Source organism: Sphingobacterium paucimobilis HER1398, assembly GCF_000416985.1.
Taxonomy (GTDB): Bacteria; Bacteroidota; Bacteroidia; order Sphingobacteriales; family Sphingobacteriaceae; genus Sphingobacterium; species Sphingobacterium paucimobilis.
In genome coordinates this window covers 45,180-71,139 of record NZ_ATDL01000003.1, presented here as the reverse complement: position 1 = coordinate 71,139, position 25,960 = coordinate 45,180, and the positions used below count along the sequence as shown (strand labels likewise).

Sequence of the window (25,960 nt, the reverse complement as noted above, 5' to 3'; positions counted from 1 at the left end):
AGTTATTTTGGTATCTTTGTGTATTGTGTTTTTTGATCAAATAAGCATCAGTATAACACATATATCCTGGTTAAACGTGTATACTACGGATTAATTACATGCAGAAAGGTACTGGACGGAATATTTTTGTAGCTGCTACTTATGCGGCAACCTTATTTTTAGGATTGATTCTTGGACAAAATTACGTAGACCAACAGAGTAATAAACCAGGAAGCTCTTTAGTACCTATTGGTCTCTCTGATAATTCGTATAAAATTCAGCAGGTACTTGATCTCCTTTCTAATAGTTATGTGGACAGTCTAAATGTGGACTCCTTGCAAAATGGAGCTATCAATCATATTGTAGCTCACCTTGATCCTTATTCTTCTTATTTATTGCCTAATGAGTCTAAGGCTCAGTCTGAAGCATTGGAAGGTACATTCGAAGGAATCGGATTAGAATTTTTCAATCTCAATGATACATTGTTAGTTGTAGGGGTCATAAGTGGAGGGCCTGCCGAAAAAGCTGGATTGAAGGTCGGTGATCGAATCTTGAGGATAGATTCTACTTATGTTTCTGGGAGAAAAGTTGCACAATCGACAGTAGATAAAATGGTGCGAGGGAAAAAAGGCTCTAGTGTTGCTATGTATGTTCTTCGGGATAGTGATGTTAGAAGTGAGCCGTTTAAAATTATCCGGGATCAGGTCAACGTAAGTTCTATTGATGTTTCTTATATGGTAAAGCCAACGATCGGTTATGTAAGAATTAGACGTTTTGGGTTGAAAACGGCTGAAGATTTTAAAGCAACTATTAAGGAGCTCAAAAAGCAGGGGGCTCAAAATCTTATTTTGGACCTTCGAGATAATGGGGGAGGTTACTTCCATATTGCTATTCGTTTGGCCAGTGAATTTTTCAAGGATCGAAAGATGCTAGTCTATACGGAGGGGGCTCACGAGAATAAACGGGAGTATTATTCTGAAGGTGGAGGAGAGTATACGGATGGAAAATTGATCGTTTTGATTAACGAGGGAACAGCCTCTGCTTCAGAGATTGTGGCCGGAGCCGTTCAGGATTGGGACCGGGCTACTGTGGTCGGACGCAGGTCGTATGGAAAGGGAATTGTGCAAGAACAGTTTGATTTTTTGGATGGTTCGAGGATAAACTTGAGTATTTCTAGGTATTATACCCCGTTAGGGCGTAGTATACAGAAGAAGTATACGGCAAATTGGTCTAATATGATAGATTACGCGAGTATGTATAGAGGATTGTGGGTACTTGATACCACCTTTGCGAACGCCCAGATGTACAAAACGTTGGCTGGTAGAGAACTGTTTAGCGGGGGCGGAATCAGTCCTGATATCAAGATTTCCATCGATTCTAATACATTGAGTTTACTTTATCAGGAGATTGTAAAGTCTAGTTATTTGGAGCAATTTGTCTACGAACGCTTTACTAAACAATTGCCAGCATATTCGATAGAAAACTTTATCCAGGGATATCATCTGCCCCAGGCAGAGTACGACCGATTTATTCTTTATTTGAGGGAAAGGGATATTATTGTAAACGAACGACGTAGTAAAGATCTTTTGAAATTGATACAATCTGATATCGAGGCTATTGTGGGGCGTTATTATTTTGGCAGGGAAGCATATTTTAAAGTCAAGAATAGAAGAGATGAATATGTAAGGCGAGCTATAGATTTATTGCAGCCTCGTGCCATAGATCCTATTGGAGTTAGTGAATAAGATCTGCCCAGATTGGATAATGATCAGATAGACGCTCTTTGATAATACCATAATTGTCTACAGTAATTGCCTTATCGCATAGGATGTAGTCAATCTGAAATAGTGGAAGCATTCCAAAGTGGGTAACTCCCCATCCAAATCCCTTTTCTTCGAATGCATTATACATATTTTGTCCTACTATATTGACACTGTAGGACATGGGGGTATCGTTGAAATCTCCCATAACAATATAAGGATAGGGACACGATTCGATATGCTTTCGGAGAGATTTGGCTTGTTCACTGCGATTGGTGAATGCTCTTTTTAGTTTGCGCCCGACCTGTTTCGTCTTTTCCTCATCTTTTACTTGAGCGGCAGCTGAAAGCTGTATAAATTCTTTGTCTTCTTCCTGTAGTGCAAAAGAGCGCAGGTGTACATTGTATACTCGTATCGTATCAGCTTCTCGTTTGATATCTGCGAAGATAATCCTATTGATGCCATACCCATTTTTGAATATAGTTCCGTGGTCTATAATGGGGAATTTTGAAAAGATTGCTTGCCCGTACCCCTCATAATCATTCTTAGAAACGGGTTCGAAATAATAGTCTTCAAACTTGCCTTCCTCTTTTAGTAGTTTGGTGAATTGTTTTGATCCACGAATACGACTGTAAAACTCTTGAAAACAAATTATATCAGGATTTACAGTATTGACCAATTCTGCAGTTTCTTCCCTGAAATTGTCTTTAGGGCTATTGAACTTTTCAAAAAGATGAACATTAAAACTCATCACCCGAAGTGTGGTATCCGCTTTTACAACAATCTTGTCCTTATTGTTCTTAAAGTTGATATGCTTCCCCAGTAGACTCCATCCTGCTAAAATTGCAAATAGGCTTAATAAGGCATATCGCTTTTTCCTTAAAAACCAATAGACCATAAATCCCAAGTTGATAATTAGGATGGGGAGAAACCCAAGGCCAAAGAAAGCGATAGGCCAAAATTGCTGTGGATCGATAAAGGAAGCGGAGTAACTTAGCAATAAGGCAGCGATAGCAAAGATATTTATCACAAGCACTGTTCTGCTAAAGTAGCCAAGTCTCTTTTGTAAAAAAGATCGTTTTTTCATTACTCGTCCTGTTTACTAGCTTTGAAGAGAATCTCCTTCTCAAGCGAATTTAGACTTTCATATCCACTTACCGAAATCTTGTCCAATATTTGATCTATAAGTTCTTGATTGGGTAAGTCCGAAGGATGTTTTCTATTTGAATTTATAGCATCATGAATACTTTTTCCTTGTACGACTCTTAAATGTTTAGGTCGCATACTTTTTTTGAACATCCGGCTCCAGTCATTTCCTTTTTGAAGTTGCCATATAAAACATAGTCCAAAGAATGAAATAATTACATAAATTACAGCAGCTGCTGGTATCTCTAATGCTAGGAATACAAATTGGAGAACGAGGTAAACTATAGCGATTGTCTTTAATTTAATATTTCCGAAGATAAACATGTTAACTTCTAAATTCGGAACAAGTATAATAACGCTACTCACTAATGCAGCTAAGCCGAATGTCGTGGTATTCCAATATTTTGCTTGACTCGAGAAGTAAGGGAATGAACTCATTCCGATGTAGAGCAGTCCTCCAATCAACAAGCCTCCTAAAAAGACGGTAAGAAGCTGTCTGTTGTTCAAGAAATTCAAAAAAATGTTGCCTATCCAATACAGCCACAGGCAATCAAAGAGGATATTGAAAATACCTTTGTAGATAAAAGGGTGTGTGATTAAAGACCAGGGTTGTTGGATAAATGTATTGAATGAGGTCGGAAGGCTAAGATGCTGATAAGTCCATTGAAACAGATCGATAGCTATAACTTCATCAAAGGACAGGAGCTCAAAAATATGTATCAATACAAACATGAAGACCTGTCCTGTAATAATGTACGGAATAGCAGATGTGTTTTTATAGGTATCCCTAACAAATGATTTTAAGACATTTTCCTTCATGCCATTTCGAGATTAAATGTTTTTATTCTTTAATCTTTAGTGATACCATACTAATGATATCCTTTTTTTATTCTCCAGATTTTTATCAATAGATAGCCAAATAATGCTCCACCTACATGCGCGAGATGGGCAATGGAAGAGCCAGAGTTGTTAAAACCAAGATATACTTCAATCAAGATATAAGCCCCTACGAAATACTTTGCTTTGATAGGGACAGGGATAAACATGAAATACAAAGGCATGTTTGGAAACAGATAGGCAAAGGCTAGCAATAAACCGAATATTGCACCAGATGCGCCTACCATAGGTGTACCATATATTGATACTAAAGTGTCAAATTGATCCTGTGTGAGTTGCAAGGACGTGGAGACGCGATCCAATGCAAAATCAAAGTTAAGAAAAGTACTGGCTCTAATGCTTCCTGCTATCTGTTTTACTTCTATAGCTTGTACACCGTATTGAAGTACCAGTGCTCCAAGAGCACAGATCAGGTAGTAGTTTAAAAATCGTTTTGATCCAAACATACGTTCGATAATCGGTCCGAACATAACAAGAGCGAACATATTGAAGAAAATATGACTGAATCCCCCATGCATGAACATATACGTAATGGGTTGCCATATTTTAAAAAACGGAGAATCTGGATAGTATACTCCAAACCACCTGCTTGCTGGTTCAAAAATAACAGTACCTATAAAGCATATGATATTTATGATCAATAGATTTTTTACGACTGGAGTAAGATTATCAAATAAGTTGTTCATGTATGCTTTTCTAAATTTTATTAAATTTTTCCATCAATTCTTGCAGGGTGATGGTTATGATTGTCGGCCGGCCATGTATAGAAACATTAGGGCTTTCACAGGCAAATAAAGCGTCGATTAAGTCGGATATCGATTCGTTATCTAATGCTGTTCCCGGTTTAATCGCGGCATTTTTAGCTAAACTCCTAGCCAAATTTTCTCTTTTGCTGAGTGTGAGTTCCGAAGCATTATGCTTGTAGTCTTCTAACAGCTGGTCGACAATTTTCGCTTCATTAATATTCGTTCCGAGATCAGCAGGAATTCCATCGACAATATAAGTAGTTTTTCCGAAAGGACGAAGTTGAAAGCCTAATGTCTGTAGTTCAGGAAGGAGTTCTCCCATCAGTGCGAAATCTGAAGCGGATAGCTCTAGCGTACTGGGAAATAGACTTTGTTGGCTGGATCCTTTATTATTTTCTAGATGCTCCTTGTACTGTTCAAATAAAATACGTTCATGCGCAGCTTGTTGGTCAATGAGCATGAAGCCTGAATGAATTTGAGAGATGATATATTTGTTATGGATTTGAAAAAAAAGCTTTTTGTCCTCGCTCTTGTATTTAAAGGTTTCTTCCGTTTCGGTCTGTTCTGGATGAAGGGACAGTTGGGAGTGCTCCTCCTGTTCCGTAATCTGATACAGTGTGTCCCAATTTTGAGGCATACCTATTTTCTTTTCTAAACCTTTCGAATAGCTTTCCGATCTCGAGGTTTTGGAGGATGTCGGGAAATCACTTCCGTCCTCAAAGGGGTTAAAATTCGGGTTAAAAGAAATTGTTGGCGCTTGTATTTCATCCAACGGTTTGGTGGATATTAAATTACTAAAGCTTGTCTCTTGGTCAAAGTCCAAAGAAGGAGTGATATTATATCGACCTAGTGATCTCTTTACTGCGGATCTTAAAATAGCATATATCGCTTTGTCATCTTCGTATTTGATCTCAGTCTTTGTGGGATGGACATTGATGTCTATTTTTGAAGGATCAATCTCTATAAATAAGACATATAGAGGGAAGCTGTCCGTAGGTAAGACTTCTTCATACGCATTCATGAGCGCATGATTTAAATAAGGGTCTTTTATGAATCGCTTGTTGACGAAAAAAAACTGTTCCCCTCTTGTTTTTTTTGCATATTCGGGCTTGCCAATAAACCCTTGAATATTGATGATTGTTGTTTCTTCTTCTACCGGTACTAATTTTTGATTATAATTATTTCCGAAGAGATGAACTATTCGTTGTTTTAAGCTACCTGGTGAGAGATGAAAGAGCTCATTGTTGTCACTGTGTAAGCTGAAAAAAATATCAGGATGGGCTAGTGAGATCCGCTGAAATTCGTCAATAATATGACGCATTTCGACGGAGTTGCTCTTTAAAAAGTTGCGTCGAGCTGGAATATTATAGAAGAGATTTTTTACTGCTATGCTTGTTCCAGCAGGCAGTGCTTCCGGGCGTTGGTCAATTACCTTAGAGCCTTCTATCTCAACAATGGTACCCAGTTCATCCTCTACACGTTTGCTCTTTAGTTCTACGTGAGCGATTGCGGCGATAGATGCCATTGCTTCACCACGGAATCCCATCGTGCGGATCGCAAATAAGTCTTCTGCTTTTCTAATCTTACTGGTAGCGTGTCGCTCAAAGCATAAGCGTGCATCGGTAATACTCATCCCACATCCATTGTCTATGACCTGAATTAGGGTTTTGCCGGCATCTTTAACGATCAACTTGATACGGTCTGCTCCAGCATCGATAGCATTCTCTATGAGTTCTTTCACAGCAGAGGAAGGTCTTTGGACCACTTCACCTGCGGCGATCTGATTGGCAACGGAATCTGGGAGTAATTGTATAATATCAGACATACGTTGCGAAGTTACGAAAAAACCTTTATGTGTGATATCAATTATGGCTTTTACCTAGCAGCCATAGGCTTTTTACTTATGGCAGATCCTGGCCTGCCATAAGTAACTCTTTCTTATAATGTGATTTGCCTTTTTATGCTCTCTTCTAAAGAGATAATGGTTTCTGTACGTTGTATTCCTTTTAGTCCTTGTATGTCTTCATTAAGAACTTTACGGAGATGTGCAGTATCCTTGCATATGATTTTGGCAAACATACTGTACTGACCTGTACAGTAATGCAATTCAACGACCTCCTTGACTTGTCTCAGTTGCTCTACTGCATCAGCATACTGAGATCCCTTTTCTAGGTAGATCCCTAAAAATGCTGTTATATCAAAACCAACTTTCTGCGGGTTTATAATAAGGTTGGAACCATGTATGATACCAAGTTCCTCCATTTTTTTCATACGGACATGTATGGTTCCTCCAGAGACAATTAATTTCTTTGCTATTTCTGTATATGGAATAGATGCATCTTCCATTAAAATGGATAAAATCTGAACGTCAAGATTATCTAGATCGTAATTTGAATAGTTTTTTTCCATAGAATGTAAAAATTATACTGTTTCTTTTATTGTGTTTGTCAATAATAAATATCAGGTTTCTTATTGCTTGATCTTAAAATACGTTTTTAATAGATCAGCGCACTGAAACGATGACTTTTTTTCTGTTTAATATTTTTCAAAATTAATAACAAAAAATCATATTGTATTTTTATTTTTTGAAAAAAATGAATTGTATTTTGTGATATTTTAATAATAGTTCTGTTTTTTTACACTGCCGCTTTTCTTTATCTTTATAAAAATTAAAGAATTAAGTAACTATTTATGGAGATTGATGATGTAAAGATTTCACGCAAGAAGCCGATATTTTCGGTTGGTATTGGTTTGTTGAAATACCTTAAAATGTATCAACGGGAAGCCAAATTGCCGATTTCTTACTATGATTTATTACATTTCCAAGAGACAGTGCCTGTGATGGATAAGAATGGTAACGATACCTTTTGGGAGACTCCGCTATATCCGCCGCATTTGCAGGATCAATTGTACGAAGGATTGAAGGTCGTTTATGCGGTGCTTAAGGCGTCTGGAAATACACGAATAGTACAGCATAAAATTATAGATAGGATTGAGTACTGTGCATTTGGTAATACAAAGCCATTTAGAATTCGGATAGTAAATCGATTGAATGATGTCTATGATTATTTTTATATTAAACAAGCCGATGCTTCTCGAATTTATGGGCTTGAATTAGAGGAGATTCTTTCTCCCAACCAAGTGAACTATGTCTATGATCGTGACACTTTGGTAGAGGAGCATATCGTAGGCATTCCGGGCGATGTTTTTAGTAAGGGGAGAATCGAAAATCCCGATTACAATCAGACAAGAATTGCCAAGGAGTTTGTTAAGTTTAATGAGCGTTGTATTATATCGTTGTTGGGCGATATGCGGGCCTACAACTTTGTCATGCAAATAACTCCAGATTTTGACGATTTTCAGTTCAGGATAAGAGCAATTGACTTTGACCAACAGTTTTATGAAGGTAATCCAAAGGTATATATGCCTCAGTTTTTTAAGGAAAATTTTCCTTATGTCAAACTCTGTATGGAACACTTGAATGATAGGACAGTCTTGCAGTATCAACAGGAAGAACGGTCTTCTATTGTACATCGTGTGCGGAGTGAGCGTCATCGCATAAAAGATTTGAGAGATGCTTCTCAAACTCAGCAGTTATCAACCGTTGAAAATATCATTCAGCTTCGAGAAGGATATGCAGGATATTATAATAATGACAATTATTATCGATGTAAGAGTATGACGGATATTGTAGAGCTAAATGTTAAAAATGTCATCAGACAGGTGCAGCTCTAGCGGATCCGATCTTGATTGTCTTTAATGAACGCTGACCAGGTGGAGTAGCTTTTACTACCTGTAGTGGTGTTCTGTTGAAAAGAGTGACATACTGCCACGGCTAGACCATCTGTAGCATCTAGAAACTCCGGAGTTTCTTTAAAACCCAACAAACTCTGCAGCATAGCCGCAACCTGTTCTTTACTTGCACTTCCATTGCCCGTTACAGATTGTTTTATTTTTCGTGGAGCATATTCAAAAATGGGGATATCCTGACTGAGAGCTGCAGCCATGGCTACTCCTTGTGCTCTCCCTAGTTTTAGCATGACCTGAATGTTTTTACCGTAAAAGGGAGCTTCTAAAGCGACACAGTCCGGTTTATACTCTTCAATTAAGGCTAAGGTTTTTTTAAATATACGCTGCAGTTTCAGGCCATGGTCGTCAAGATGTCCCATCTTTACAACGCCCAGCGTTTCCAAAGTTATTTTTTTTCCGACTTCTTTTATGACTCCATATCCCAAAACGATGGTCCCTGGGTCAATTCCCAAAATAATTCTTTCTTTGGCCTTTTCCTTTTGCATGGTACAAAACTAAGTAATTATTTGTTTGCTTTTGACTGTGGTTAGTTTTGATCTTCGTAGGCCTGTTAGAGAACAGGAATCATACATGCCGCTTATTACCATATAGACTAGTGATGCTGTTTTATGTATTTATTGGATATAATAAAAATGTCTCGAAAATTTTAAACAAGCTGTAAAAAATAGGGGTACTGAAAAAATATGCTTAAAATTGTGCTTTCAAAATTTTGAAATTGACAAAGACACAGAAAAAATATCTTAATTACGGCATTAAGTTCGGTATTGTAGGTTTGGCAATTTGGTTTATAATAACCAAGGTCAATAATCAACAAAATCTGCTGGCATTTACTTCATTAGTGAAGAGCATTCCATCATCAACCATGTATGTGACGTTGGGCGTTGTTGTTGTTTTGATGTTGTGTAATTGGTTCTTAGAGGTCGTCAAATGGAGATATCTAAGTCGGAATCTAGAGTCTCTGAGCTATTGGAAAGCTATACAGTCCGTTTTCTGCGGTTTGACTTGGGCAATATTCACCCCTAATAGAATCGGAGAGTATGGGGGACGTGTATTGCTTCTACAACCAAAGAATCGCGCACGAGGTGCTGTATTGATGGGAGTAGGGCTGTTCGCTCAACTGGTATTGACTAGTTTTTTTGGTGCACTAAGCATCGCTTGGTTTGTTACAGTCTTTATAGATGCTCCTGCTTCGGTTATTTTGGCCATTTGGATGATTGCCATAATCTACGCATTTGCTTTTTTATTGTTATATTTTAACGTACAATGGATAGATCATCTTGTTGGGAAATTGAGTTGGCTAAGTAAAGTGAAACCTTTTTTTTCTGTTTTAAAAGATGTAAGTTCCAGGGAACTTCTCCATGTCCTTCTTCTTTCTTTGGCTAGGTTTGTGATTTTTACATCACAATATGTGATACTGATGGTGGTTATTTTGCCTGAAATACCGTTGATATCTATGATATTAATGATTTTTATTCTTTTCTTTGTGCAAGCTGCTGTACCTTCATTGGATATATTTGACTTTAGTGTACGTAGTTTTGTCGCTAGCAATCTATATAGTTATGTTACCACACAGGAGATAGCAGTCATGGCTATTGTTTCTTGTATATGGTTTGTTAACTTGATTCTGCCGGCTATTATTGGTTCTTTTTTTGTATTGAATGTTAATTACCTAAGTGATAGTAATTCTTAATTTTGCCCTAATATTTTGTGCTGTAGTATATGTCTTCCTTGTCTTTTACATGCGTAAGGGATGGAGAAATATACCTTATTTTAAATCAACTGATTCTATATCCGAAACCGTTTCGGTGCTCATTGCGGCGCGTAACGAGGAGGATAATATTGCGCGTACTATCGAGTGTATATTGCATCAAAATTTTCCTAGGGAGAGACTTGAGCTTATTATTGTTGATGACCATTCGACCGATACAACTGCGGATATCGTACAGTCGTATTCCGATAAAGGAGTGAAGTTGCTACAGCTTTCAGTAGGTGATAAACTTAATTCTTATAAAAAATATGCCATTACTAAAGCCATTGAAATGGCTGCTGGGAATATTATAGTAACTACGGATGCGGATTGTAGGATGGGAGAGAATTGGCTCCAGACAATAGTACAATATTTCGAAGCTCACGATAGTTATTTAGTTTCTTCTCCAGTTTTATATTCGGAAGAAAAAAGCCATTTCGAAGAGTTGCAGACGTTGGAGTTTATGTATCTCATTGGCTTGGGGGCTGCTGGGATCGGTCTTCGTTCTCCTACGACCTGTAACGGAGCGAATCTAGCTTATCGAAAATCTGTGTTTTTTGAAATGGGAGGATTCACAGGTATTGATAATCTAGCATCGGGAGATGACGAGCTTTTCCTTCATAAAGTAGCAGAGAAATATGCCGATAAAATTGGCTTTTGTAAGTCAAAGGAGGCGATTGTGTATACTGATGCTAAACCTGATCTGAAATCGTTTATCAGCCAACGTAAACGATGGGCCTCTAAGAGTACGAAGTATAAGAATAAAAAAGTAGTGGCGTTAGGAGTGAGTATTTGGCTATTTAATCTAGCTCTTTTGGTTTCTCTGCTTGTGTTTTTTATCCGAATGCCTGAGTTTAACTGGCTTCTTTTGACTGCTTTTGCTTTAAAGATAATTGTAGAATTCTTTTTTATGGTACCTATTTCTTCCTTTATGGGCAGAAAAGAATTATTAAAATATGTACCAATTCTATCTATAGTCCATAGCTTTTATATGGTATATATCGGTATAGCTGGGAATACAGGTAAATATGATTGGAAGGGCAGGCAGGTAAATTAATGTTCTACTTTTGATCTGATCAGATCTTCTGCTTGTTTTACGATCTCTTCAGCATTTAGTCCTTCCTTGTCTATAGGGGCTAATACCTCCCAGGTCATTTTAGTGAATGGTCTCAGTGGGAACATTCCATATTGCACCATTTGGTAAGAACCGTTTATAGCTATAGGAACGACGAGGGCATTCGGATTTTTCTTTAATAGTGTTGCAATACCGCCAACGGAGAAATTTTTCATTTTCCCTGTTTTAGTTCGTGTTCCCTCTGGAAATATGACAGCAGACCAATTTTTTTGTTTCATGTTATTGGCCAATTTTAATATCTCTGCTATGGATTGTTTGGGGTCTTTGCGATCGATATTAGCAGCTCCTCCATGTAGCAAATTGAAGGATATACTTGGGATTCCAGCATGAGCAAGCTCTATCTTTGAAATGAACTTAGCATGATGTTTCCTTAGATGGTATATTATAGCAGGGATATCAAACATACTTTGATGATTGGCTACAAATATGATGGGAACGCCAATAGGCAGTTTCTCATGTCCGGTAAACTGTACCGAATTGAATAGCGTATAATTACAAGAAGTGAGAAAGAAGTTAAGGATATCTACACTCCGCTTATGAGCTGTATAGCCGCCCAATTTTAGGCATAACCATTGAATCGGGTGGAAAATCAAAAGTGCAACTGCAAAACAGAAATAAAAAATAGGAGTCAGAAGGTATCCAAAAAATCTTCTCATACAAAAAAATAATGCAGCAAACTTAGAGAAATTACAGCGTATATGCAATACAATTGAGCAATCTTGAGCAGATAGTCCTTTGTTCATTTTTATTAATCTATTTGGCTTTTTGTTTAATAATGTTTAAATTGTATGTAATAATATTAATGTTTTGTTTGTTAATATTTAGGTTCTTGTTTGGTTTGTTGATATGAGATACTCCTGTTTATCGAAACACAAACAATCATGAGACCTCTAGATGCCGATCATGAAATAATTATACACATATGAAATTACCCGTGAAGTGTCCGAGTTGTGATGGAAAATTACAAGTAGCCAAGCTTAATTGTACGAACTGTGATACAGAGGTGTCTGGAACCTATCGATTGCCTGTGTATATGCAGCTTAATCTTGAAGAACAAGAGTTTGTGCTGGAATTTTTATTGAGTTCAGGAAGTATTAAAGATATGGCTTCTAAGCTTGGGAAAAGTTATCCTACGGTCCGCAACAGATTAGATGATTTAATCGCTAAAGTAAATGATTTACAACATGAAAAATAATTCTAATATTTACCTGGAGAAGCAGAGTTTTGCAAAGATATGGGTTATTGTTTTGCTGTCATTGCTCTTGTTGATTCCTCTGATAGATATTTATCGTGAACGTAAGGAAATAGGCGACCTAACCTTTGATTTTGGTTTGTTGATAATCCTGGCGTTAATTATCTATTTTGCCTTTGCCAGGTTATGTACGACTATAGATGCGGATGGGATCGAGATTACATTTTTGCCCTTTGCATGGCGAAAGCGTTGGGCTTGGAGAGACGTTCAAAAAGTATATATCCGTAAATATTCTCTGTACGAATTTGGTGGATGGGGGCATCGGATTGGAAGTGGTGGGGTAGCGTATACCAGCAAAGGGAAATATGGAGTGCAGCTTGAATTTAAAAATGGAAAGAAGATTCTCGTAGGCACACAACATCCCGAGGAAATTCAACAGTTTATCACAAAAATAAGAGAAAATGGCTAATATGACATTCAACCCCTTTGTAGATAGTTCCGAAAAGAAGTTGCTTCTGTTCGGATTCATAGGTTTTGCGTTTGCAGTTGTGTTGACCAACTATAGTGATACATTGATGCTGGGGTCCTTAAAACTGGTGCATGTGAAACCTAAAGAATGGTATTCTTCCTTGTATAACTTAGGGTTTACCATAATAGCTAATACGCTATTATTGTATTTTTTTGCACTGATCCGGTTTAGTCGAACACGATTTGTCGATGTGCTTAATACGGTGCTGATTGCCCATTTCGGGATGTATGTATTGCTATTGGTAAGTAGTATACCTGTTGTATCTGATTTTTTGAAATCGATCGAATTTCTGGTGTTAGATCATATCGATGATCCCAGTAAGATTCCGCTGGATAAGATCATTTTAATGCTCATTTTTGGTTTCTTTTCGATTGGTTGTCTGATTGTTTTCTTTATTCTTTTGACAATGGGAATGAAAATTGCAATGAATAGTAAGAAAGGGGGAGATATGGTTATTATCGTTCTTTTGGTCCTCTTATTAAACACGCTATTACAGTTTCTTAATTTATATATCTAATTGATGCGTATTTGTATTTTATTATTCTTTATCCTGATGCAATGCTGCTTGGGTTTTTCACAAGATTACGAAGGCAGGTGGCAAGGAGATTTAAGTTATGGAAGCGCAAGTCTACCCTTTGTCTTGAAGTTGAAACTAACCAACGGACAATGGATGGTCGAGGGGGACAGTCCAAAGCAAGGCGTTCATGGTATACCAGGGAAGGTGAGTTTTGGTGCAGATTCTATTTTTGTTCAGTTGCAAGGTGGAATACGAATATCTGGCGTTTTGTTTGACGATAGCACGATAAAGGCTACATTTATGCAGGCAGGTGTAAAACTTCCCCTACTTTTGGCTCGGCAGACAGGAGCTGATACGGCCTTGAAGCCTTTAATTAGACCGCAGACCCCGCAACCTCCCTATGGTTATGATACGATAGATGTTAGTTTTAGGAATAATTATGATAAGATTACTTTGGCTGGTACGATGTCTTACCCCAAGAAGTCTGGTCGTTATCCTGCTGTCATTTTGTTGACAGGATCTGGTGCACAGAATAGAAATGAGGAACTATTTGGACACCAGGTTTTTAAGATTCTGTCGGATTATTTGACAAACCAAGGTGTTGTGGTTTTGCGTTATGATGACCGAGGGGTGGGATTGAGTGGTGGAGTGTTTGAAACGAGTACAATTGAAGACTTCAGTAAAGATGCTATTGCAGCATTGGAGTTCCTAAAGAAACAAAAACAAGTGGATCCACAGAAGCTGGGAATTATTGGTCATAGCGAGGGCGGATTGATAGCAGAGTTATTGGCAGGTCAGGGACTGTCTGGTTTGTCTTTTATTGTCTCTTTGGCGGGGCCTGCTATTTCAATTGATAGGCTGATGGTGGAGCAGCTGTATGCTATCGGTAAAAGTGGTGGCATAAGTGAGGCTAATCTTGATATAGCTAAGCAGATTAATATCAAGAATTTTGCAATTATAAAAAGTGACCTAACTACGGCAGAGGCCTATACGGCATTGATGGGAAACGTTGGAGGGGTGATTGAAAATAACGGAAGTACGGAATTACAGACTGAATTGATGACGATGTTGGCCCCTGCCTACCGTTATTTTGTTCGTATCGAACCAGAACAGTACCTGCCAAAGATTACAGTGCCGGTTTTTGCAGCATTTGGCTCACTGGATGTTCAGGTGCCGGCTGATGTCAATCTCAAAAGTCTGTTTGATCTTTTGCCTAAGAACAAGAAAAATGTATTGAAGGAGTACGAAGGATTGAATCATCTGTTTCAACACGCTAAAACCGGACAAGTGACAGAATATGCTCAGATCGAAGAAACGATAAGCGTTCAGCTTTTGAAGGACATTGCAGACTGGATAAAAGGATTATAAAAAATAAAGAGCAGGAATGCTCTTTATTTTTTACGGAGTCGTATTAGCTACGGGCAATACTTTCCCATTATAATATTTAGCACCATTTTGGGCAAATTCGGCAATGTATCGTCCCATTTCAAAAGCTAGGGTGCCTGCTTGCATTCCTGGGAAAGCAGACTCGAACATTTCGGTTTGAGAAGAGCCAAGTGCTAGGCAGTTGACTTTTATGCCTCGATCTTTGAATTCTTCAGCAAGACACTCCGTTAAAACAGCAAGTGCCCCTTTACTGCTGGAATAAGCACTTAAGCCAGGGAACTTGGAAGATCCTTGAAAACCTCCCATGCTGCTGACATTGATGATGTGTCCCCCTTCGGTCATTAAAGGCACTACGTGTTTGATCATATTGATATGGCCTAGCAGGTTGCTTTGTAGCATCTGTGCAAAGTCTTCAGTTGAGGTTTCTAAAAAAGGTTTGTTGATTAATGCTCCTGCATTATTTATCAAAATATCTACTTTGTCAAATTTTGAGGTGATGAAGGGGATTAGGGATTCTGCATAGTTATCATACACAATGTCAAACTGAGCAGGATAGAATTTCCCTCCGTCATGGTTTAATGAAGATGCTATTTCATGTAGTTTTCGCAACTTGTCTGCTGATCTAGCCAGTGCTATTACATTGTTTTCTTTATTGGCAGTGAGATCCAGTACTGCTTCAAAACCGATACCGCTACTTGCCCCAGTAATAATAATATTTGCCATTATAAATTGTTTTCGTCTAAAGTTTCTTTGTCGATTTCTTTTTCAACCTCTGCCACGGATGGTAAACGGTCAGCCCCTAATCGTTGTGGTCTAAAGATATAGTAAATACCAGAACATGCCACTAAAAGAGAAATTATATAAAAGAACAGGCTGACCAAAACTGCCGTATGTTCGTCGATTTGGAAATAATTTGCTCCATATATCATCACCAGCTCCCGTAACCCTACGCCTCCTCCGATCGAAGGAACGATAGCAACCAAAGAGGATACGAGAAAGATAAGCAGGTATGGTGAGAATTTTTCGTCGAAGTTGAGCGAGTATAAAATCAGTATTGCTGTGATAACCTGAAAACTCTGCACGGCTAACGCCTTGATATGTGTGCTGATGAATTTCTTGGAAAATCCACGGAACAAAAGATGTAAAAAGAAATAATAGGAGGCTGTGCCAATAACCGCCACTGAAATTGGAAGTATATTAGGAATGGCCAACCTTGGCATGAATATCACGAGCGCACATATGATGATAGCGAGAGCCCACAAGCCGCTAAGCCGGTCAAAGAAAACGGCGCTTAAAACCTTCCTGCCTGATACGTCGTGATTTTTTTTCAAGAAGTATATCTTATAGCCATCCCCGCCTATGCCACCGGGAAGGAAGAAGTTGTAGAGTAACCCCAGTTGGTATAGCCTCAGGTTGTAGCGTTCACTGAGTTTTAAATGGATAGCTTTGAAAAAAGAGTTTAATCTGGAAGAAGCAATCAGTATAGATAAGGTATAGGCACATAGAGCTAAGAAGAGAAACCCCCAATTGCAATCAACAAGTGCTTCTTTTAGATCTTTAAAATCAATTTTTTGTGCAACCCAGTATAGCGCACCAAACGTGACAATTACTTTGAAAATATTTTTTACAACATTTAGTGTTGTTTTATTCTTCATGCTAATCTTACTTTTCGTAGCCTACAAAATTACATTATCATATCCATTATATTAGGGGGTAGATCCTAGAATATAATAGGATAAGATAAACTATGAAGAATATACAAGATAGAGAAAAAAGCCAATTGATATCTGAGTGTATAAACTTGTGCTTTAAGCTTATGAACATGAGTATAAATACAATTAGGAATAGCGCTATGGGAAAAGCTAAAGACCATATGTTTTCAAAATGTAGGGTAGAGGCTAACTGATCCCCTTTTGCAAAATAGAGATAAATAGAAAATGCCAGAATAATAACGAGTAGACGTATTAACGTTTTGGCTATAATTCTACTTATGGTATGATTTTTGGATGTCATCGCTAATTAAGATATCAATGTTTTATATCTTTGCAAATATACATCATAGATTATTTAATAATTATAATTATGCGTAAACGTATTCTTTCCCTACTGTCACTTTTTACAGTGATAATGTTGGTAACCTCATGTGGAGCTCAAAAAAAAGGAGCCTCCGGTACCAATAATGGTTCTTCTACAACATCAGTAACAGGTCCCTCTGCTTCTCAATGGCGTGCGGGTGTAAAAGGAACATGGGTGTTAAATTCTGTGACACGTCAAGATATACCTGACTCCTATACCATAAAGAATATTTTTGATGAGGCTCCTGTAGAATGTTTCATAGGTAGCGTATGGCATTTGCCTGCTGGAAGTTTTAGAAATCAGACGGGAAGTATCACGTTCAATTCTTCGGGTAAGCTGTGTGCTAATGGTGCTGTGCGTACGATCGTTTGGTCTATCTATGACCCAGGGAAAATGGGAGGTGAGCCCGAATTTCAGTTTAAGAAAATATATGCAGGAGATAAAGCTGCAAATGTCAAGAATGGTTATGCGTTAGGATTGTCTTTTGCAGATCAACAGTCTTTGGTGTTAAAAATGCCTATTCCATTGGATAATGGTGCTAGTGGACACCTTGTTTTCAACTTTTCAAAACAAGCGGATTAAAAGTATCATTACAATACAGAAAGAGGGGCGCTATATAGATGGTGTCCCTCTTTTTTATTTTGTCACTTCCAGCGCTTGTAGGATGTCTTCAAGAATGTCTTCGAGATCTTCTAGACCAACAGAAAGTCTTATTGTGCCTGGGCTAATCCCTAGACTTGTTTTTTCGTTGTCGGTTAATTTGGAGTGCGTTGTGGATCCGGGGTGTGTTGCGATTGTCCTGGAATCCCCCAAATTAGATGTATAAAGGATCATTTTCAGGGCATCAATAAACTGGAAAGCACGCTCTTGTCCTCCTTTTACTTCCAATGTAACAATGCCTCCGCCTGCTTTCATTTGTTTCTGTGCCAATTTATATTGCGGGTGAGATGGAAGAAAAGGGTAGCGTATACTGATTATTTCCGGATGTTTTTCCAAAGCTTTGGCAATGGCCAAGGCATTCGAGCAATGTCGATCCATCCGGAGACCAAGAGTTTCTAAGCTTTTGGATAATGTCCAAGCGTTGAAAGGCGACATGGCGGGGCCGGTATGCCGGATAAAGAACATCAGCTTGGTCATCAATGATTTATTTCCCGTAATGACACCACCTAAAACACGGCCTTGGCCATCCATATATTTTGTGGCGGAATGTATAGACAAGTCAAATCCGTATTGTAGGGGCTTTTGCAGATAAGGAGTAGCAAAACAGTTGTCGATAGAAAAGATAATATTAGGATACTTTTTCTTCAATTGACCAAGCTTCTTGAGATCATATAATTCGAGTCCAGGGTTGGAAGGAGATTCTAGAAAGACAATTTTTGTGTTTTCTTGTATGGCATTCTCCCATTCGGATATCTTTGCACTATTGACATAGGTAGTGGTTACTCCCCACCGAGGAAGTAACTGGGTTAAAAGCTGGTGTGTAGAACCAAAAATGGCTCGGCTAGATACGATATGATCTCCATTTTCAACAAAAGCCGCAAATGAAGCGAATACAGCAGCCATACCGGAGGAAAAAGCTAATCCCGATTCGGCATCTTCCAAAGCACACACCCTGTTTATAAATTCAGAGGTATTGGGATTGGCATAACGCGAGTAGATCATTCCTTCTTCTTCATCAGCAAAAATAGCTCGTCCCTGTTCTGCGTTATCAAAAATAAAGCTAGAGGTCAGGTACAAGGGTACCGAGTGCTCTCTTGTTGCAGAACGTGGTGCCTGTTCTCTGATTATTCGGGACTGATCTTTTTTCATATGTATGTTACTTGTTTTTTACGGTCATTGCTTTTTTTTATAAAAATAAAACCTATTTGCTGCTTATGCAAAAAAAAGCTACCAAATTGGTAGCTTTTTTTTGTTGATCTTTATTTCGCCATATATTCACTTAGTTTATCCATAGAAAAACCTAAGCCTTTGGCTACGCCCATACCTAAGTTCATATCAGCTCTAAACCAGTGGCACAATTGTCGCATGATTATCTCATCGCGCTTGGGACCTTCTATTCCGGACATTGCACCAACTATATTAGCAATGAGGTGATTTTTTTGTTCTTGGTCTAACAAACGATATAGATCTCCAGGTTGGGTATAATGGTCATCGTCATTCGCATTTCTGTCATAGTGATCAGCGATGGCACTGTCTAGGTGTAGGGCGGGTTCGGCATATTCCCGGGCTTCGCGGTTATCGTCAAAAGAGTTTGGGAAATAATTCGGTGTAGAACCACCATTTCCATCTACCCGCATGTAACCATCTCTTTGGTAATTGTTGACCATAAACGGACATCTATTCACAGGGATTTGCTCGAAATTTGCGCCTAGGCGATAACGGTGTGCATCCGGATAAGATAAGATGCGTCCCTGTAACATCTTGTCCGGTGAAAAAGAGATGCCATCCACCACATGAGCCGGTGCAAATGCGGCTTGTTCGACATGAGCGAAATAATTGTCAGGGTTTTCATTAAGCTCTAAAACACCGACTTCGATCAGAGGGTATTCTTTTTGCGACCATACCTTTGTGAGGTCGAAAGGATTCCATTTGAATGTTTTTGTTTGTTCGTCGGTCATGACCTGGATATAGAGTTTCCATTTTGGAAAATCTCCATTTGCAATGGAAGTATGAAGGTCGCGTTGCGCGTAGTCCATATCCTTTGCTCGCATTTGATCGGCCTCCTCGCCAGTAAGGTTCTTGATCCCCTGCTGTGTTCGGAAATGAAATTTTACAAATACTTTTTCGTTATTGGCATTGATCATTGAAAACGTGTGTGAACCGTATCCATGCATATGACGGAAGCCGTAGGGGGTTCCTCTATCTGACATGAGTATGGTAACCTGATGCAGCGATTCGGGGTTCAATGACCAGAAGTCCCACATCATAGTTGCCGATTTACAATTGGTGTAGGGGTCTCTTTTTTGTGTATGGATAAAATCAGGGAATTTGCGAGGATCTTTAATAAAGAACACGGGGGTATTGTTGCCTACTAAATCATAATTGCCGTCTTCTGTATAGAATTTTAAGGCAAAACCTCTAGGGTCTCTTTCTGAATCAGCAGAACCGCGTTCACCACCTACGGTCGAAAATCTTAAAAATACACGGGTTTCTTTACCCAGTTGATTTAAGAATTTCGCTTTTGTGTATTTTGAAATATCATGTGTCACTGTGAAAGTACCATAGGCACCCGAACCCTTGGCATGAACGATGCGTTCTGGGATTCGCTCTCTGTTGAAGTGAGCTAGTTTCTCATGAAGAAAGAAGTCCTGCAATAAAATGGGGCCTCTTGGACCAGCAGTCATCGAATCTTGATAAAATGGCACAGGATTGCCCGATGCGGTAGTAATTTTTTTCTTGTTCTCTTCCATAGCTGTTAGTGTTATATATAGTAAATGTTTTTACCTCTGTTTTTGTTTTCCAAAATTATACCAAAAAAGCAGTAGATTCTTATCGTAAAAAACTATACACTATAGTCTGGATTTATATCTTTAATGAGGTGATTCGTGTAAATGGCTAATCTTTATGTACCTTAGTTAAGATTGTAAAAAGTTGCAGAATTTAATTTACTCATTAGTAATGAAGAAGATTTGTACTATAGTGGCAGTTTTCTGCACTTTTTCTATTGTCTATGGCCAAGGTCTTAAGATGTGGTATGACAAGCCTGCTACAAATTGGGAGGAGGCACTCCCTTTGGGCAATGGTCGGATAGGGATGATGCCGTACGGGGGTGTCAAAGAGGAGCAAATCGTTCTTAATGAAATATCCATGTGGTCTGGTTCAGAACAGGATCCGAATAATTACAATGCTTACAAAAGTGTTGGACGTATCCAACAGCTACTTTTTGAAGGGAAGAATGATGAAGCTGAGAAGCTTGTCAATCAGAATTTCGTTTGTAGTGGTCAAGGTTCAGGGCATGGCAATGGATTTACTGTCCCCTATGGATGCTTTCAGAACTTTGGTTTCCTAAATTTTATTCATTTTATAGAAGGGGACTTTTCTAATTACAGACGAAGTTTAGACTTACGGACGGCAAAAGCAGAAACGAGTTTTGAAGCCAATGGGGTCCATTATTTACGGGAGTATTTCACCTCTCAGGATCAGAATGTCGGTGTCGTGAGACTATCAGCAAATAAGAAGAAGTCTATCGGTTTTGCGCTCCACTTTTACCGCGACCAAGATGTAAAGGACTATGAGCTGCGGCAAGATGAAATCACTATAACAGGCCGACTACCGAATGGCGTGGGAGGAGATGGGTTGGAGTTTGTCGGTAAAATTAAGGTGGTGGCGAAGGGCGGGAAGCAGCAGTTGTATGATAACCAGATTATCGTCAAAGAGGCAGACGAGGTATTGGTCTATTTTACAGCGTCGACCAGTTATTATAGTAAATCTCCCGATACTGATGTGTCAACTAACCTGGAGAACGCTGGACAATGGAGCTATAATAAGCTGTTTGCTGCACATCTACGGGAGTATCAACGCACGTTTGGGCGAGTCGAACTAAGTCTGAAGGATCAGGTTTCTAAAGCAAATTTCCCCACGGATCAACGGATCCAAAGCTTTTTCGAACATCCTGAAGAAGATAATGCAATGGCAGCGCTCTATTATCAGTTTGGACGATACCTGATGATTTCCAGTACTGCACCGAAATACGAAAAGGCACTTCCTCCTAACTTGCAGGGGATGTGGGCACATGAGATTCAGACGCCCTGGAATGGTGATTATCACTTGAATATTAACGCACAAATGAATCACTGGGGAGTAGAAGTGGGTAATCTTCCGGAATATCATAAACCTTTTATAGAGTTGATCAAAAGAATAGCTAAAGAAGGCGAAAAGACGGCAAAGGCTTATTACAATGCTCCTGGATGGGTGGTGTATATGATGACCAATATTTGGGGGTATTCTGCTCCAGGAGAGAATGCTTCTTGGGGAGCGAGTACGGCCTCTGGTTGGTTATGTAATCATTTATGGGAGCATTATCTTTTTAGTGCGGATGAAGCTTATCTAAGAGAGATATATCCCTTGTTGGCTGGAGCGGCGAAGTTCTATCAGGCAACTTTGGTCAAAGATCCGAAAACAGGATGGTTGGTTACATCACCTTCTGTCTCTCCCGAGAATGGTTTTAGATTGCCTAATGGTAAAACGGCTTCGGTTGTAATGGGACCTACCATCGACAATCAAATTGTGAGGGAATTATATGGAGCTGTGATTAGTGCAGACTCAGTGTTGGGCCTTAAAGATGATTTTGCTGATACCTTGCGTGCTGATCTTAAGGATATTCCGCCAGCTGTACGTATTAGTTCGTCCGGACGTATTATGGAGTGGTTGGAAGACTATGAGGAAATAGAACGTACTCATAGACATGTTTCGCATCTCTATGGCCTATATCCGGCGGCATTTATCTCTCCTAATACAACACCTGATTGGGCCAAAGCGGCTAAGAAAACACTAGAGGTTCGGGGCGACGAAGGCACGGGCTGGTCCAGAGCTTGGAAGATATTATTCTGGGCGAGGCTTCATGATGGTGATCATGCTCTGGAGATTTTGCGACAGTTGATGAAGCCAGCGTTTTTGGGGAATGGTAGAGCAGGATCTGGGACTTATCCAAATCTATTCTGTGCGCACCCTCCATTTCAGATCGATGGAAATTTTGGAGGCTCAGCAGGTATTTCAGAAATGTTGTTACAGAGCCAAGATGGTTATATTCATTTGTTGCCTGCTTTGCCTCAAGCATGGCAGGAGGGCAAAGTAAAAGGTCTTCGGGCTAGAGGAAATAAGATCGTGGATATTACTTGGAAAGACGGAAAGGTACAGTCTTATAGGATTAATGGAAAAAAGGGTGATCAGGTTCGTGTTCGTGTGGATGGTAAGGAAGAAGTTTATATTGTTAAGGGGTAATTTGTTGATTTAAAATGTTTTATCTATATTAGGGGTAAGGGGAATTATCTCCCAATATTTTTATAAACTAATTATATAGAATTATGAGAAGTCTATTTGTCAAAAAAGATAGGCTTTCATTTTATTTCATCATTTTATTAGCCGTTGCCGCCTGTAAGAAAGAAGGATCCGTAGATGACCAAAATGAAAACCTGCACGCTGTTCAGTTTAAAATCTCTGGGTTTACCAGTGAATCCATTGTATTAAAGAGTTCGTCTCCTCCAATCGGGACTCAAAGTGCCAATCCGGTGTCGAATTATGTGGAAGGCTATCTTTATTTTTGGTCGTTCAATAATGAAAGCTTAGCACCTGATATTGCTTATCAGACGGTGAAAGCACCTGAGATCGTTTCGCATGGTACTTCTTCTTATATAACAGGCTATAAATTTGAAGAGTATCCCCCCGGCAAGTCTCTTTCCATAAAAGCAGCTAATGAGGTATTGATCAAAATGCCGATTCAAGGAGCTGAACAAATCACCCAATTCGCTTTTGATACAGGTAGCTCTGATACGGGACCTAAAGATTTTGAAATCTATTATTCGATAAACGAAGGAGAGAAATATGAAGTTTTACAAATAGAAAATCAGTTTGGCAATACAAAAACTAGCGGAGCTAAACAGTCCTACGTCTACGAGCTGTCATCAAAGAATATTGCTGCTACTAATCTTTGGTTTAAAATTATTCCCAAAGCAGGAGATAGAGGAGAGGAGGGAAGCGCATATAGTGAGTCAACTGGCACTTGGCGTTTTGACAATATACGTTTAGTGGGAATGGCTTCTTCGTCAGGTGGTGGCGGAGCGATAGATAAACTTCATTATTATCTTTTCCATAAGACTAAGCCCGAAGTTGTGGTGACAGGCACAATTAAATATGAAGAGGTATCTAGTTTGAAACTTAATTTGCCTGAAGGCAAGTATTCGATCTGTTTTGTGTCGAATACATCCAATAGAGATTTGATTCTTACTTCTAATCCGACACTTTCCAACTTTTATGTAGGGAATCATTTTTCCAACTCAAACGCTGATATTTTTGGCTATTATGGCGAGTTGGAGGTAGATGGAGAGACTGATCATGAAGTGAAACTAAGGAGGTTGTTCAGTCAGATCAAATTAGAGTTTACAGATGCGTCAGATTTGTCGGTAATAAGCAAAATACGTATCAGCCAACAGCATGAGCCATTTTTCTTTGCACCTTTCAATTCCAATATGACCAATCCTATTTTAGATCAAAGCGATGTGGAGATTATCGATGATTTTCAGCAGAATAAGCAATTGGTTTTTAATCAATTTATGGGAGAGCAGACTTTAGCGGTACCAATTAAATACAGTATTTCTTTGTTGGGTACCAATGGAGTGCTGCGTACGTTTCAATTGCAGAGTACGTTAAAACAGAATATGCAACTTGTTTTTAGAGGAAATCTCTTGATTGATGTAGATCCTATTGGAACTTTTCAAATACAACGGGATATGGATTGGAGTGGCCAACAAGAGGAATCTTTCTAGGAAAAAACATTCTTCAAAATCAAGGTTTGTTACTTACTTTTAGGCGACAAATTTTGATTTTGAATGTTTAGAAGATTATCTGCTAGTATAGGAATACTTATTTTTTTGTCTTTCTTTTCTGTTTTTGGGCAATATACCGTACAGACTGTGCCTAACCCTAAAACACAGGGCCAGAATTATTTTGTGAGTGATCCTGATCAGATATTGGGATATTATGCCGTAGCTCAACTGAATGAAATCTCAGCGAGTATCGATAGCCTGACTCAAGCCGAGTATGCTATTGTGTTGGTCAACGACTATGAAGGTGATAGCGATTTCGAGTTCGCGCTGGAGCTTTTTAATAAGTGGGGTATAGGAAAAAAAGAAGCAAATAATGGTTTGTTATTGTTTATTTCTAAAGATCGACATGAGTATCGATTTATATCGGGGTATGGCATGGAGGCTATCTTTCCGGACGCTTATTTAAAACGGGTTGGTGAGACCTATTTAGTCCCTAACTTTCGAAATGAAGATTATGACCAAGGTGTATTGGAAGCCTCTCGTTTTATTGAGAAGATATTGAAATCCCCTGATTCGGTTGCAGAATTGGAACGTTTGATGCCTGATGCGGCTCCGTTTTGGAGCACACGTAACCCTATTCTGGTGAATACACTTTGGATGTTAGCTTTGTTTACGGGCTTGTATCTATATGTGCATTATATTTCTGGACGTATATTGAAAGGAACGAAGAACAAGCCTAAGCTGATAGCGCCTATATTCTGGGGGATGGGCTGTATGCTGCTCCTTATGTTTTTGACACTTTTCATTTTCGTTTTTATTTTCAATAATCTGGAAGAAATTTATCAACGCAAGAACCTGCCTTATTTTGTGTTTGTTCTTTTAGCATTGATACTTGCCATGAAAATCACAAATGGTAAAACTAAAATCGTAGAGAGCTTCAAAGATGAAGAGGATATACAGAAGGGATTGAAAAAATACGTGTCATATTTATTGATTCCGATGTTACTTACTCCATTAGCTTGGTTTGATCTGGGAGGAATATTAAATCGTTTTCGACGTAATGCAGGTCGTTTTACTCCTCCTGATAGCAGTGGTAACTGGATTCGGATCAATCGTGGAGATACGAAAGCAAAGGCGCAGCGCTATCTTGATTCTGGTCAGAAAAAAGAGGAATCGATCAAGAGCTTACGCTACGAAATCTGGATGAATACAGCCAATAAAGAGATACGTTTGCTACCTTGGGATAGAAGTTCGCATTATAGCGATTGTCCGCAATGCCATTACTTTACTTTGGAAGTCAAAAAAATACAGACTATCCGTTCGGCTACTTACTCCTCCTCGGGGGAGGGGGAGCAGTTTGACGCTTGTCAAAACTGTAAATATTTTAAACATATAAAATTTTTTACTATTCCGATGAAAACCAGAGAGTCTAGTAGTAGCTCTTCGGGAGGAGGAGGTTCTTCTTCAAGAGGCGGCGGGGGCGGTAGCTTTGGAGGAGGATCCTCAGGAGGAGGGGGTGCAGGAGGGCGATGGTAGTTGGTCCTCCTGTCTGTCCTTTT

23 protein-coding genes are annotated in these 25,960 nt (G+C 39.0%); 12 read left to right on the top strand and 11 right to left on the bottom strand.

Annotation, left to right across the window (positions count from 1 at the left end; genetic code table 11):
• Positions 1 to 98: 98 nt before the first annotated feature.
• Complete coding sequence (locus tag M472_RS24850; RefSeq protein WP_021068522.1) at positions 99 to 1,724, top strand: S41 family peptidase; 1,626 nt, start codon at positions 99 to 101, stop codon at positions 1,722 to 1,724.
• Here the strand turns inward: M472_RS24850 and M472_RS24845 are convergent.
• The 5 genes from M472_RS24845 to M472_RS24825 all read right to left on the bottom strand — a co-directional run bounded on the left by M472_RS24845 (position 1,714) and on the right by M472_RS24825 (position 6,937).
• A complete protein-coding gene (locus tag M472_RS24845) occupies positions 1,714 to 2,826 on the bottom strand; it encodes an endonuclease/exonuclease/phosphatase family protein (RefSeq protein WP_021068521.1) in 1,113 nt (370 codons plus the stop codon). The genes M472_RS24850 and M472_RS24845 overlap by 11 nt on opposite strands.
• Positions 2,826 to 3,704: a rhomboid family intramembrane serine protease gene (locus tag M472_RS24840; RefSeq protein ID WP_021068520.1), complete on the bottom strand. Its 879-nt coding sequence runs from the start codon at positions 3,702 to 3,704 to the stop codon at positions 2,826 to 2,828. The genes M472_RS24845 and M472_RS24840 overlap by 1 nt, the downstream gene beginning before the upstream one ends.
• A 50-nt stretch (positions 3,705 to 3,754) precedes the next feature.
• The gene (locus M472_RS24835) at positions 3,755 to 4,468 is read right to left on the bottom strand and encodes a rhomboid family intramembrane serine protease (protein ID WP_021068519.1); all 714 of its coding nucleotides are present in this window, start codon (positions 4,466 to 4,468) and stop codon (positions 3,755 to 3,757) included.
• A 10-nt stretch (positions 4,469 to 4,478) separates the two neighbouring features.
• The gene (gene mutL, locus M472_RS24830) at positions 4,479 to 6,353 is read right to left on the bottom strand and encodes a DNA mismatch repair endonuclease MutL (protein WP_021068518.1); all 1,875 of its coding nucleotides are present in this window, start codon (positions 6,351 to 6,353) and stop codon (positions 4,479 to 4,481) included.
• Between the two features lie 113 nt (positions 6,354 to 6,466).
• The gene (locus tag M472_RS24825; protein ID WP_021068517.1) at positions 6,467 to 6,937 is read right to left on the bottom strand and encodes an Lrp/AsnC ligand binding domain-containing protein; all 471 of its coding nucleotides are present in this window, start codon (positions 6,935 to 6,937) and stop codon (positions 6,467 to 6,469) included.
• A gap of 282 nt (positions 6,938 to 7,219) precedes the next feature.
• Between M472_RS24825 and M472_RS24820 the strand changes: the two genes are divergently transcribed.
• On the top strand, positions 7,220 to 8,263 hold the full coding sequence (locus tag M472_RS24820) for a hypothetical protein (protein WP_021068516.1): 1,044 nt from the start codon (positions 7,220 to 7,222) through the stop codon (positions 8,261 to 8,263).
• Here M472_RS24820 and ruvC read toward each other — a convergent pair.
• Positions 8,260 to 8,823: a crossover junction endodeoxyribonuclease RuvC gene (gene ruvC / locus M472_RS24815; RefSeq protein WP_021068515.1), complete on the bottom strand. Its 564-nt coding sequence runs from the start codon at positions 8,821 to 8,823 to the stop codon at positions 8,260 to 8,262. The genes M472_RS24820 and ruvC overlap by 4 nt on opposite strands.
• Before the next feature lie 230 nt (positions 8,824 to 9,053).
• On the opposite strand from ruvC, the gene M472_RS24810 reads away from it, so the two are divergent.
• Together M472_RS24810 and M472_RS24805 are read left to right on the top strand one after the other, a co-directional pair.
• Positions 9,054 to 10,028, top strand: coding sequence for a lysylphosphatidylglycerol synthase domain-containing protein (locus tag M472_RS24810; RefSeq protein WP_031301276.1), 975 nt, complete (start codon positions 9,054 to 9,056; stop codon positions 10,026 to 10,028).
• A 49-nt stretch (positions 10,029 to 10,077) separates the two neighbouring features.
• Positions 10,078 to 11,142, top strand: coding sequence for a glycosyltransferase family 2 protein (locus tag M472_RS24805; RefSeq protein WP_021068513.1), 1,065 nt, complete (start codon positions 10,078 to 10,080; stop codon positions 11,140 to 11,142).
• On the opposite strand, the gene M472_RS24800 is transcribed toward M472_RS24805, so the two are convergent.
• Positions 11,139 to 11,876, bottom strand: a complete 738-nt coding sequence (locus M472_RS24800; protein ID WP_022829235.1) for a lysophospholipid acyltransferase family protein — start codon at positions 11,874 to 11,876, stop codon at positions 11,139 to 11,141. The two genes, M472_RS24805 and M472_RS24800, sit on opposite strands and share 4 nt — an antisense overlap.
• 266 nt (positions 11,877 to 12,142) lie before the next feature.
• On the opposite strand from M472_RS24800, the gene M472_RS24795 reads away from it, so the two are divergent.
• The 4 genes from M472_RS24795 to M472_RS24785 are packed head-to-tail and all read left to right on the top strand — an operon-like array spanning position 12,143 to position 14,826.
• Positions 12,143 to 12,415 (top strand): DUF2089 family protein, encoded by a 273-nt coding sequence (locus M472_RS24795; RefSeq protein ID WP_021068511.1) that lies wholly within the window; start codon positions 12,143 to 12,145, stop codon positions 12,413 to 12,415.
• The gene (locus M472_RS44300; RefSeq protein ID WP_021068510.1) at positions 12,405 to 12,881 is read left to right on the top strand and encodes a hypothetical protein; all 477 of its coding nucleotides are present in this window, start codon (positions 12,405 to 12,407) and stop codon (positions 12,879 to 12,881) included. The genes M472_RS24795 and M472_RS44300 overlap by 11 nt, the downstream gene beginning before the upstream one ends.
• Entirely contained in the window at positions 12,874 to 13,458 is a 585-nt protein-coding gene (locus M472_RS24790) for a hypothetical protein (RefSeq protein WP_021068509.1), read from the top strand. Before M472_RS44300 ends, M472_RS24790 begins: the two co-directional genes overlap by 8 nt.
• Positions 13,459 to 13,461: 3 nt before the next feature.
• A complete protein-coding gene (locus M472_RS24785) occupies positions 13,462 to 14,826 on the top strand; it encodes an alpha/beta hydrolase family protein (protein WP_031301273.1) in 1,365 nt (454 codons plus the stop codon).
• A gap of 30 nt (positions 14,827 to 14,856) precedes the next feature.
• On the opposite strand, the gene M472_RS24780 is transcribed toward M472_RS24785, so the two are convergent.
• Both M472_RS24780 and M472_RS24775 read right to left on the bottom strand, forming a co-directional pair.
• Entirely contained in the window at positions 14,857 to 15,567 is a 711-nt protein-coding gene (locus tag M472_RS24780; RefSeq protein WP_021068507.1) for an SDR family NAD(P)-dependent oxidoreductase, read from the bottom strand.
• On the bottom strand, positions 15,567 to 16,499 hold the full coding sequence (locus M472_RS24775) for a lysylphosphatidylglycerol synthase transmembrane domain-containing protein (RefSeq protein WP_021068506.1): 933 nt from the start codon (positions 16,497 to 16,499) through the stop codon (positions 15,567 to 15,569). The genes M472_RS24780 and M472_RS24775 overlap by 1 nt, the downstream gene beginning before the upstream one ends.
• A gap of 427 nt (positions 16,500 to 16,926) precedes the next feature.
• Between M472_RS24775 and M472_RS24770 the strand changes: the two genes are divergently transcribed.
• Positions 16,927 to 17,502, top strand: a complete 576-nt coding sequence (locus M472_RS24770; protein WP_022829234.1) for a hypothetical protein — start codon at positions 16,927 to 16,929, stop codon at positions 17,500 to 17,502.
• 54 nt (positions 17,503 to 17,556) lie between these two features.
• Here the strand turns inward: M472_RS24770 and M472_RS24765 are convergent, their stop codons facing one another.
• Complete coding sequence (locus M472_RS24765) at positions 17,557 to 18,729, bottom strand: trans-sulfuration enzyme family protein (RefSeq protein WP_021068504.1); 1,173 nt, start codon at positions 18,727 to 18,729, stop codon at positions 17,557 to 17,559.
• Between the two features lie 110 nt (positions 18,730 to 18,839).
• Positions 18,840 to 20,330, bottom strand: a complete 1,491-nt coding sequence (locus tag M472_RS24760) for a catalase (protein ID WP_021068502.1) — start codon at positions 20,328 to 20,330, stop codon at positions 18,840 to 18,842.
• Between the two features lie 208 nt (positions 20,331 to 20,538).
• Here M472_RS24760 and M472_RS24755 point away from each other — a divergent pair, with 208 nt between their 5' ends.
• The 3 genes from M472_RS24755 to M472_RS45580 all read left to right on the top strand — a co-directional run bounded on the left by M472_RS24755 (position 20,539) and on the right by M472_RS45580 (position 25,937).
• On the top strand, positions 20,539 to 22,860 hold the full coding sequence (locus tag M472_RS24755; protein WP_022829233.1) for a glycoside hydrolase family 95 protein: 2,322 nt from the start codon (positions 20,539 to 20,541) through the stop codon (positions 22,858 to 22,860).
• 83 nt (positions 22,861 to 22,943) lie between these two features.
• The gene (locus tag M472_RS24750; RefSeq protein WP_021068500.1) at positions 22,944 to 24,401 is read left to right on the top strand and encodes a FimB/Mfa2 family fimbrial subunit; all 1,458 of its coding nucleotides are present in this window, start codon (positions 22,944 to 22,946) and stop codon (positions 24,399 to 24,401) included.
• Positions 24,402 to 24,464: 63 nt separating this feature from the next.
• The gene (locus M472_RS45580) at positions 24,465 to 25,937 is read left to right on the top strand and encodes a TPM domain-containing protein (protein WP_021068499.1); all 1,473 of its coding nucleotides are present in this window, start codon (positions 24,465 to 24,467) and stop codon (positions 25,935 to 25,937) included.
• Positions 25,938 to 25,960 lie beyond the last annotated feature (23 nt).

What these genes read in the sequence shown, in the direction of transcription:
- M472_RS24820 (WP_021068516.1), top strand. Translation starts at nt 7,220, where the DNA reads ATGGAGATTGATGATGTAAAGATTTCACGCAAGAAGCCGATATTTTCG.
- M472_RS24850 (WP_021068522.1), top strand. Translation starts at nt 99, where the DNA reads ATGCAGAAAGGTACTGGACGGAATATTTTTGTAGCTGCTACTTATGCG.
- M472_RS24765 (WP_021068504.1), bottom strand. Translation starts at nt 18,729, where the DNA reads ATGAAAAAAGATCAGTCCCGAATAATCAGAGAACAGGCACCACGTTCT.
- M472_RS24785 (WP_031301273.1), top strand. Translation starts at nt 13,462, where the DNA reads ATGCGTATTTGTATTTTATTATTCTTTATCCTGATGCAATGCTGCTTG.
- M472_RS24835 (WP_021068519.1), bottom strand. Translation starts at nt 4,468, where the DNA reads ATGAACAACTTATTTGATAATCTTACTCCAGTCGTAAAAAATCTATTG.
- M472_RS44300 (WP_021068510.1), top strand. Translation starts at nt 12,405, where the DNA reads ATGAAAAATAATTCTAATATTTACCTGGAGAAGCAGAGTTTTGCAAAG.
- M472_RS24780 (WP_021068507.1), bottom strand. Translation starts at nt 15,567, where the DNA reads ATGGCAAATATTATTATTACTGGGGCAAGTAGCGGTATCGGTTTTGAA.
- M472_RS24755 (WP_022829233.1), top strand. Translation starts at nt 20,539, where the DNA reads ATGAAGAAGATTTGTACTATAGTGGCAGTTTTCTGCACTTTTTCTATT.
- M472_RS24750 (WP_021068500.1), top strand. Translation starts at nt 22,944, where the DNA reads ATGAGAAGTCTATTTGTCAAAAAAGATAGGCTTTCATTTTATTTCATC.
- M472_RS24770 (WP_022829234.1), top strand. Translation starts at nt 16,927, where the DNA reads ATGCGTAAACGTATTCTTTCCCTACTGTCACTTTTTACAGTGATAATG.
- M472_RS24840 (WP_021068520.1), bottom strand. Translation starts at nt 3,704, where the DNA reads ATGAAGGAAAATGTCTTAAAATCATTTGTTAGGGATACCTATAAAAAC.
- M472_RS24775 (WP_021068506.1), bottom strand. Translation starts at nt 16,499, where the DNA reads ATGAAGAATAAAACAACACTAAATGTTGTAAAAAATATTTTCAAAGTA.
- M472_RS24795 (WP_021068511.1), top strand. Translation starts at nt 12,143, where the DNA reads ATGAAATTACCCGTGAAGTGTCCGAGTTGTGATGGAAAATTACAAGTA.
- ruvC (WP_021068515.1), bottom strand. Translation starts at nt 8,823, where the DNA reads ATGCAAAAGGAAAAGGCCAAAGAAAGAATTATTTTGGGAATTGACCCA.
- M472_RS24790 (WP_021068509.1), top strand. Translation starts at nt 12,874, where the DNA reads ATGGCTAATATGACATTCAACCCCTTTGTAGATAGTTCCGAAAAGAAG.
- M472_RS24805 (WP_021068513.1), top strand. Translation starts at nt 10,078, where the DNA reads ATGCGTAAGGGATGGAGAAATATACCTTATTTTAAATCAACTGATTCT.
- M472_RS24800 (WP_022829235.1), bottom strand. Translation starts at nt 11,876, where the DNA reads ATGAGAAGATTTTTTGGATACCTTCTGACTCCTATTTTTTATTTCTGT.
- M472_RS45580 (WP_021068499.1), top strand. Translation starts at nt 24,465, where the DNA reads ATGTTTAGAAGATTATCTGCTAGTATAGGAATACTTATTTTTTTGTCT.
- mutL (WP_021068518.1), bottom strand. Translation starts at nt 6,353, where the DNA reads ATGTCTGATATTATACAATTACTCCCAGATTCCGTTGCCAATCAGATC.
- M472_RS24845 (WP_021068521.1), bottom strand. Translation starts at nt 2,826, where the DNA reads ATGAAAAAACGATCTTTTTTACAAAAGAGACTTGGCTACTTTAGCAGA.
- M472_RS24825 (WP_021068517.1), bottom strand. Translation starts at nt 6,937, where the DNA reads ATGGAAAAAAACTATTCAAATTACGATCTAGATAATCTTGACGTTCAG.
- M472_RS24760 (WP_021068502.1), bottom strand. Translation starts at nt 20,330, where the DNA reads ATGGAAGAGAACAAGAAAAAAATTACTACCGCATCGGGCAATCCTGTG.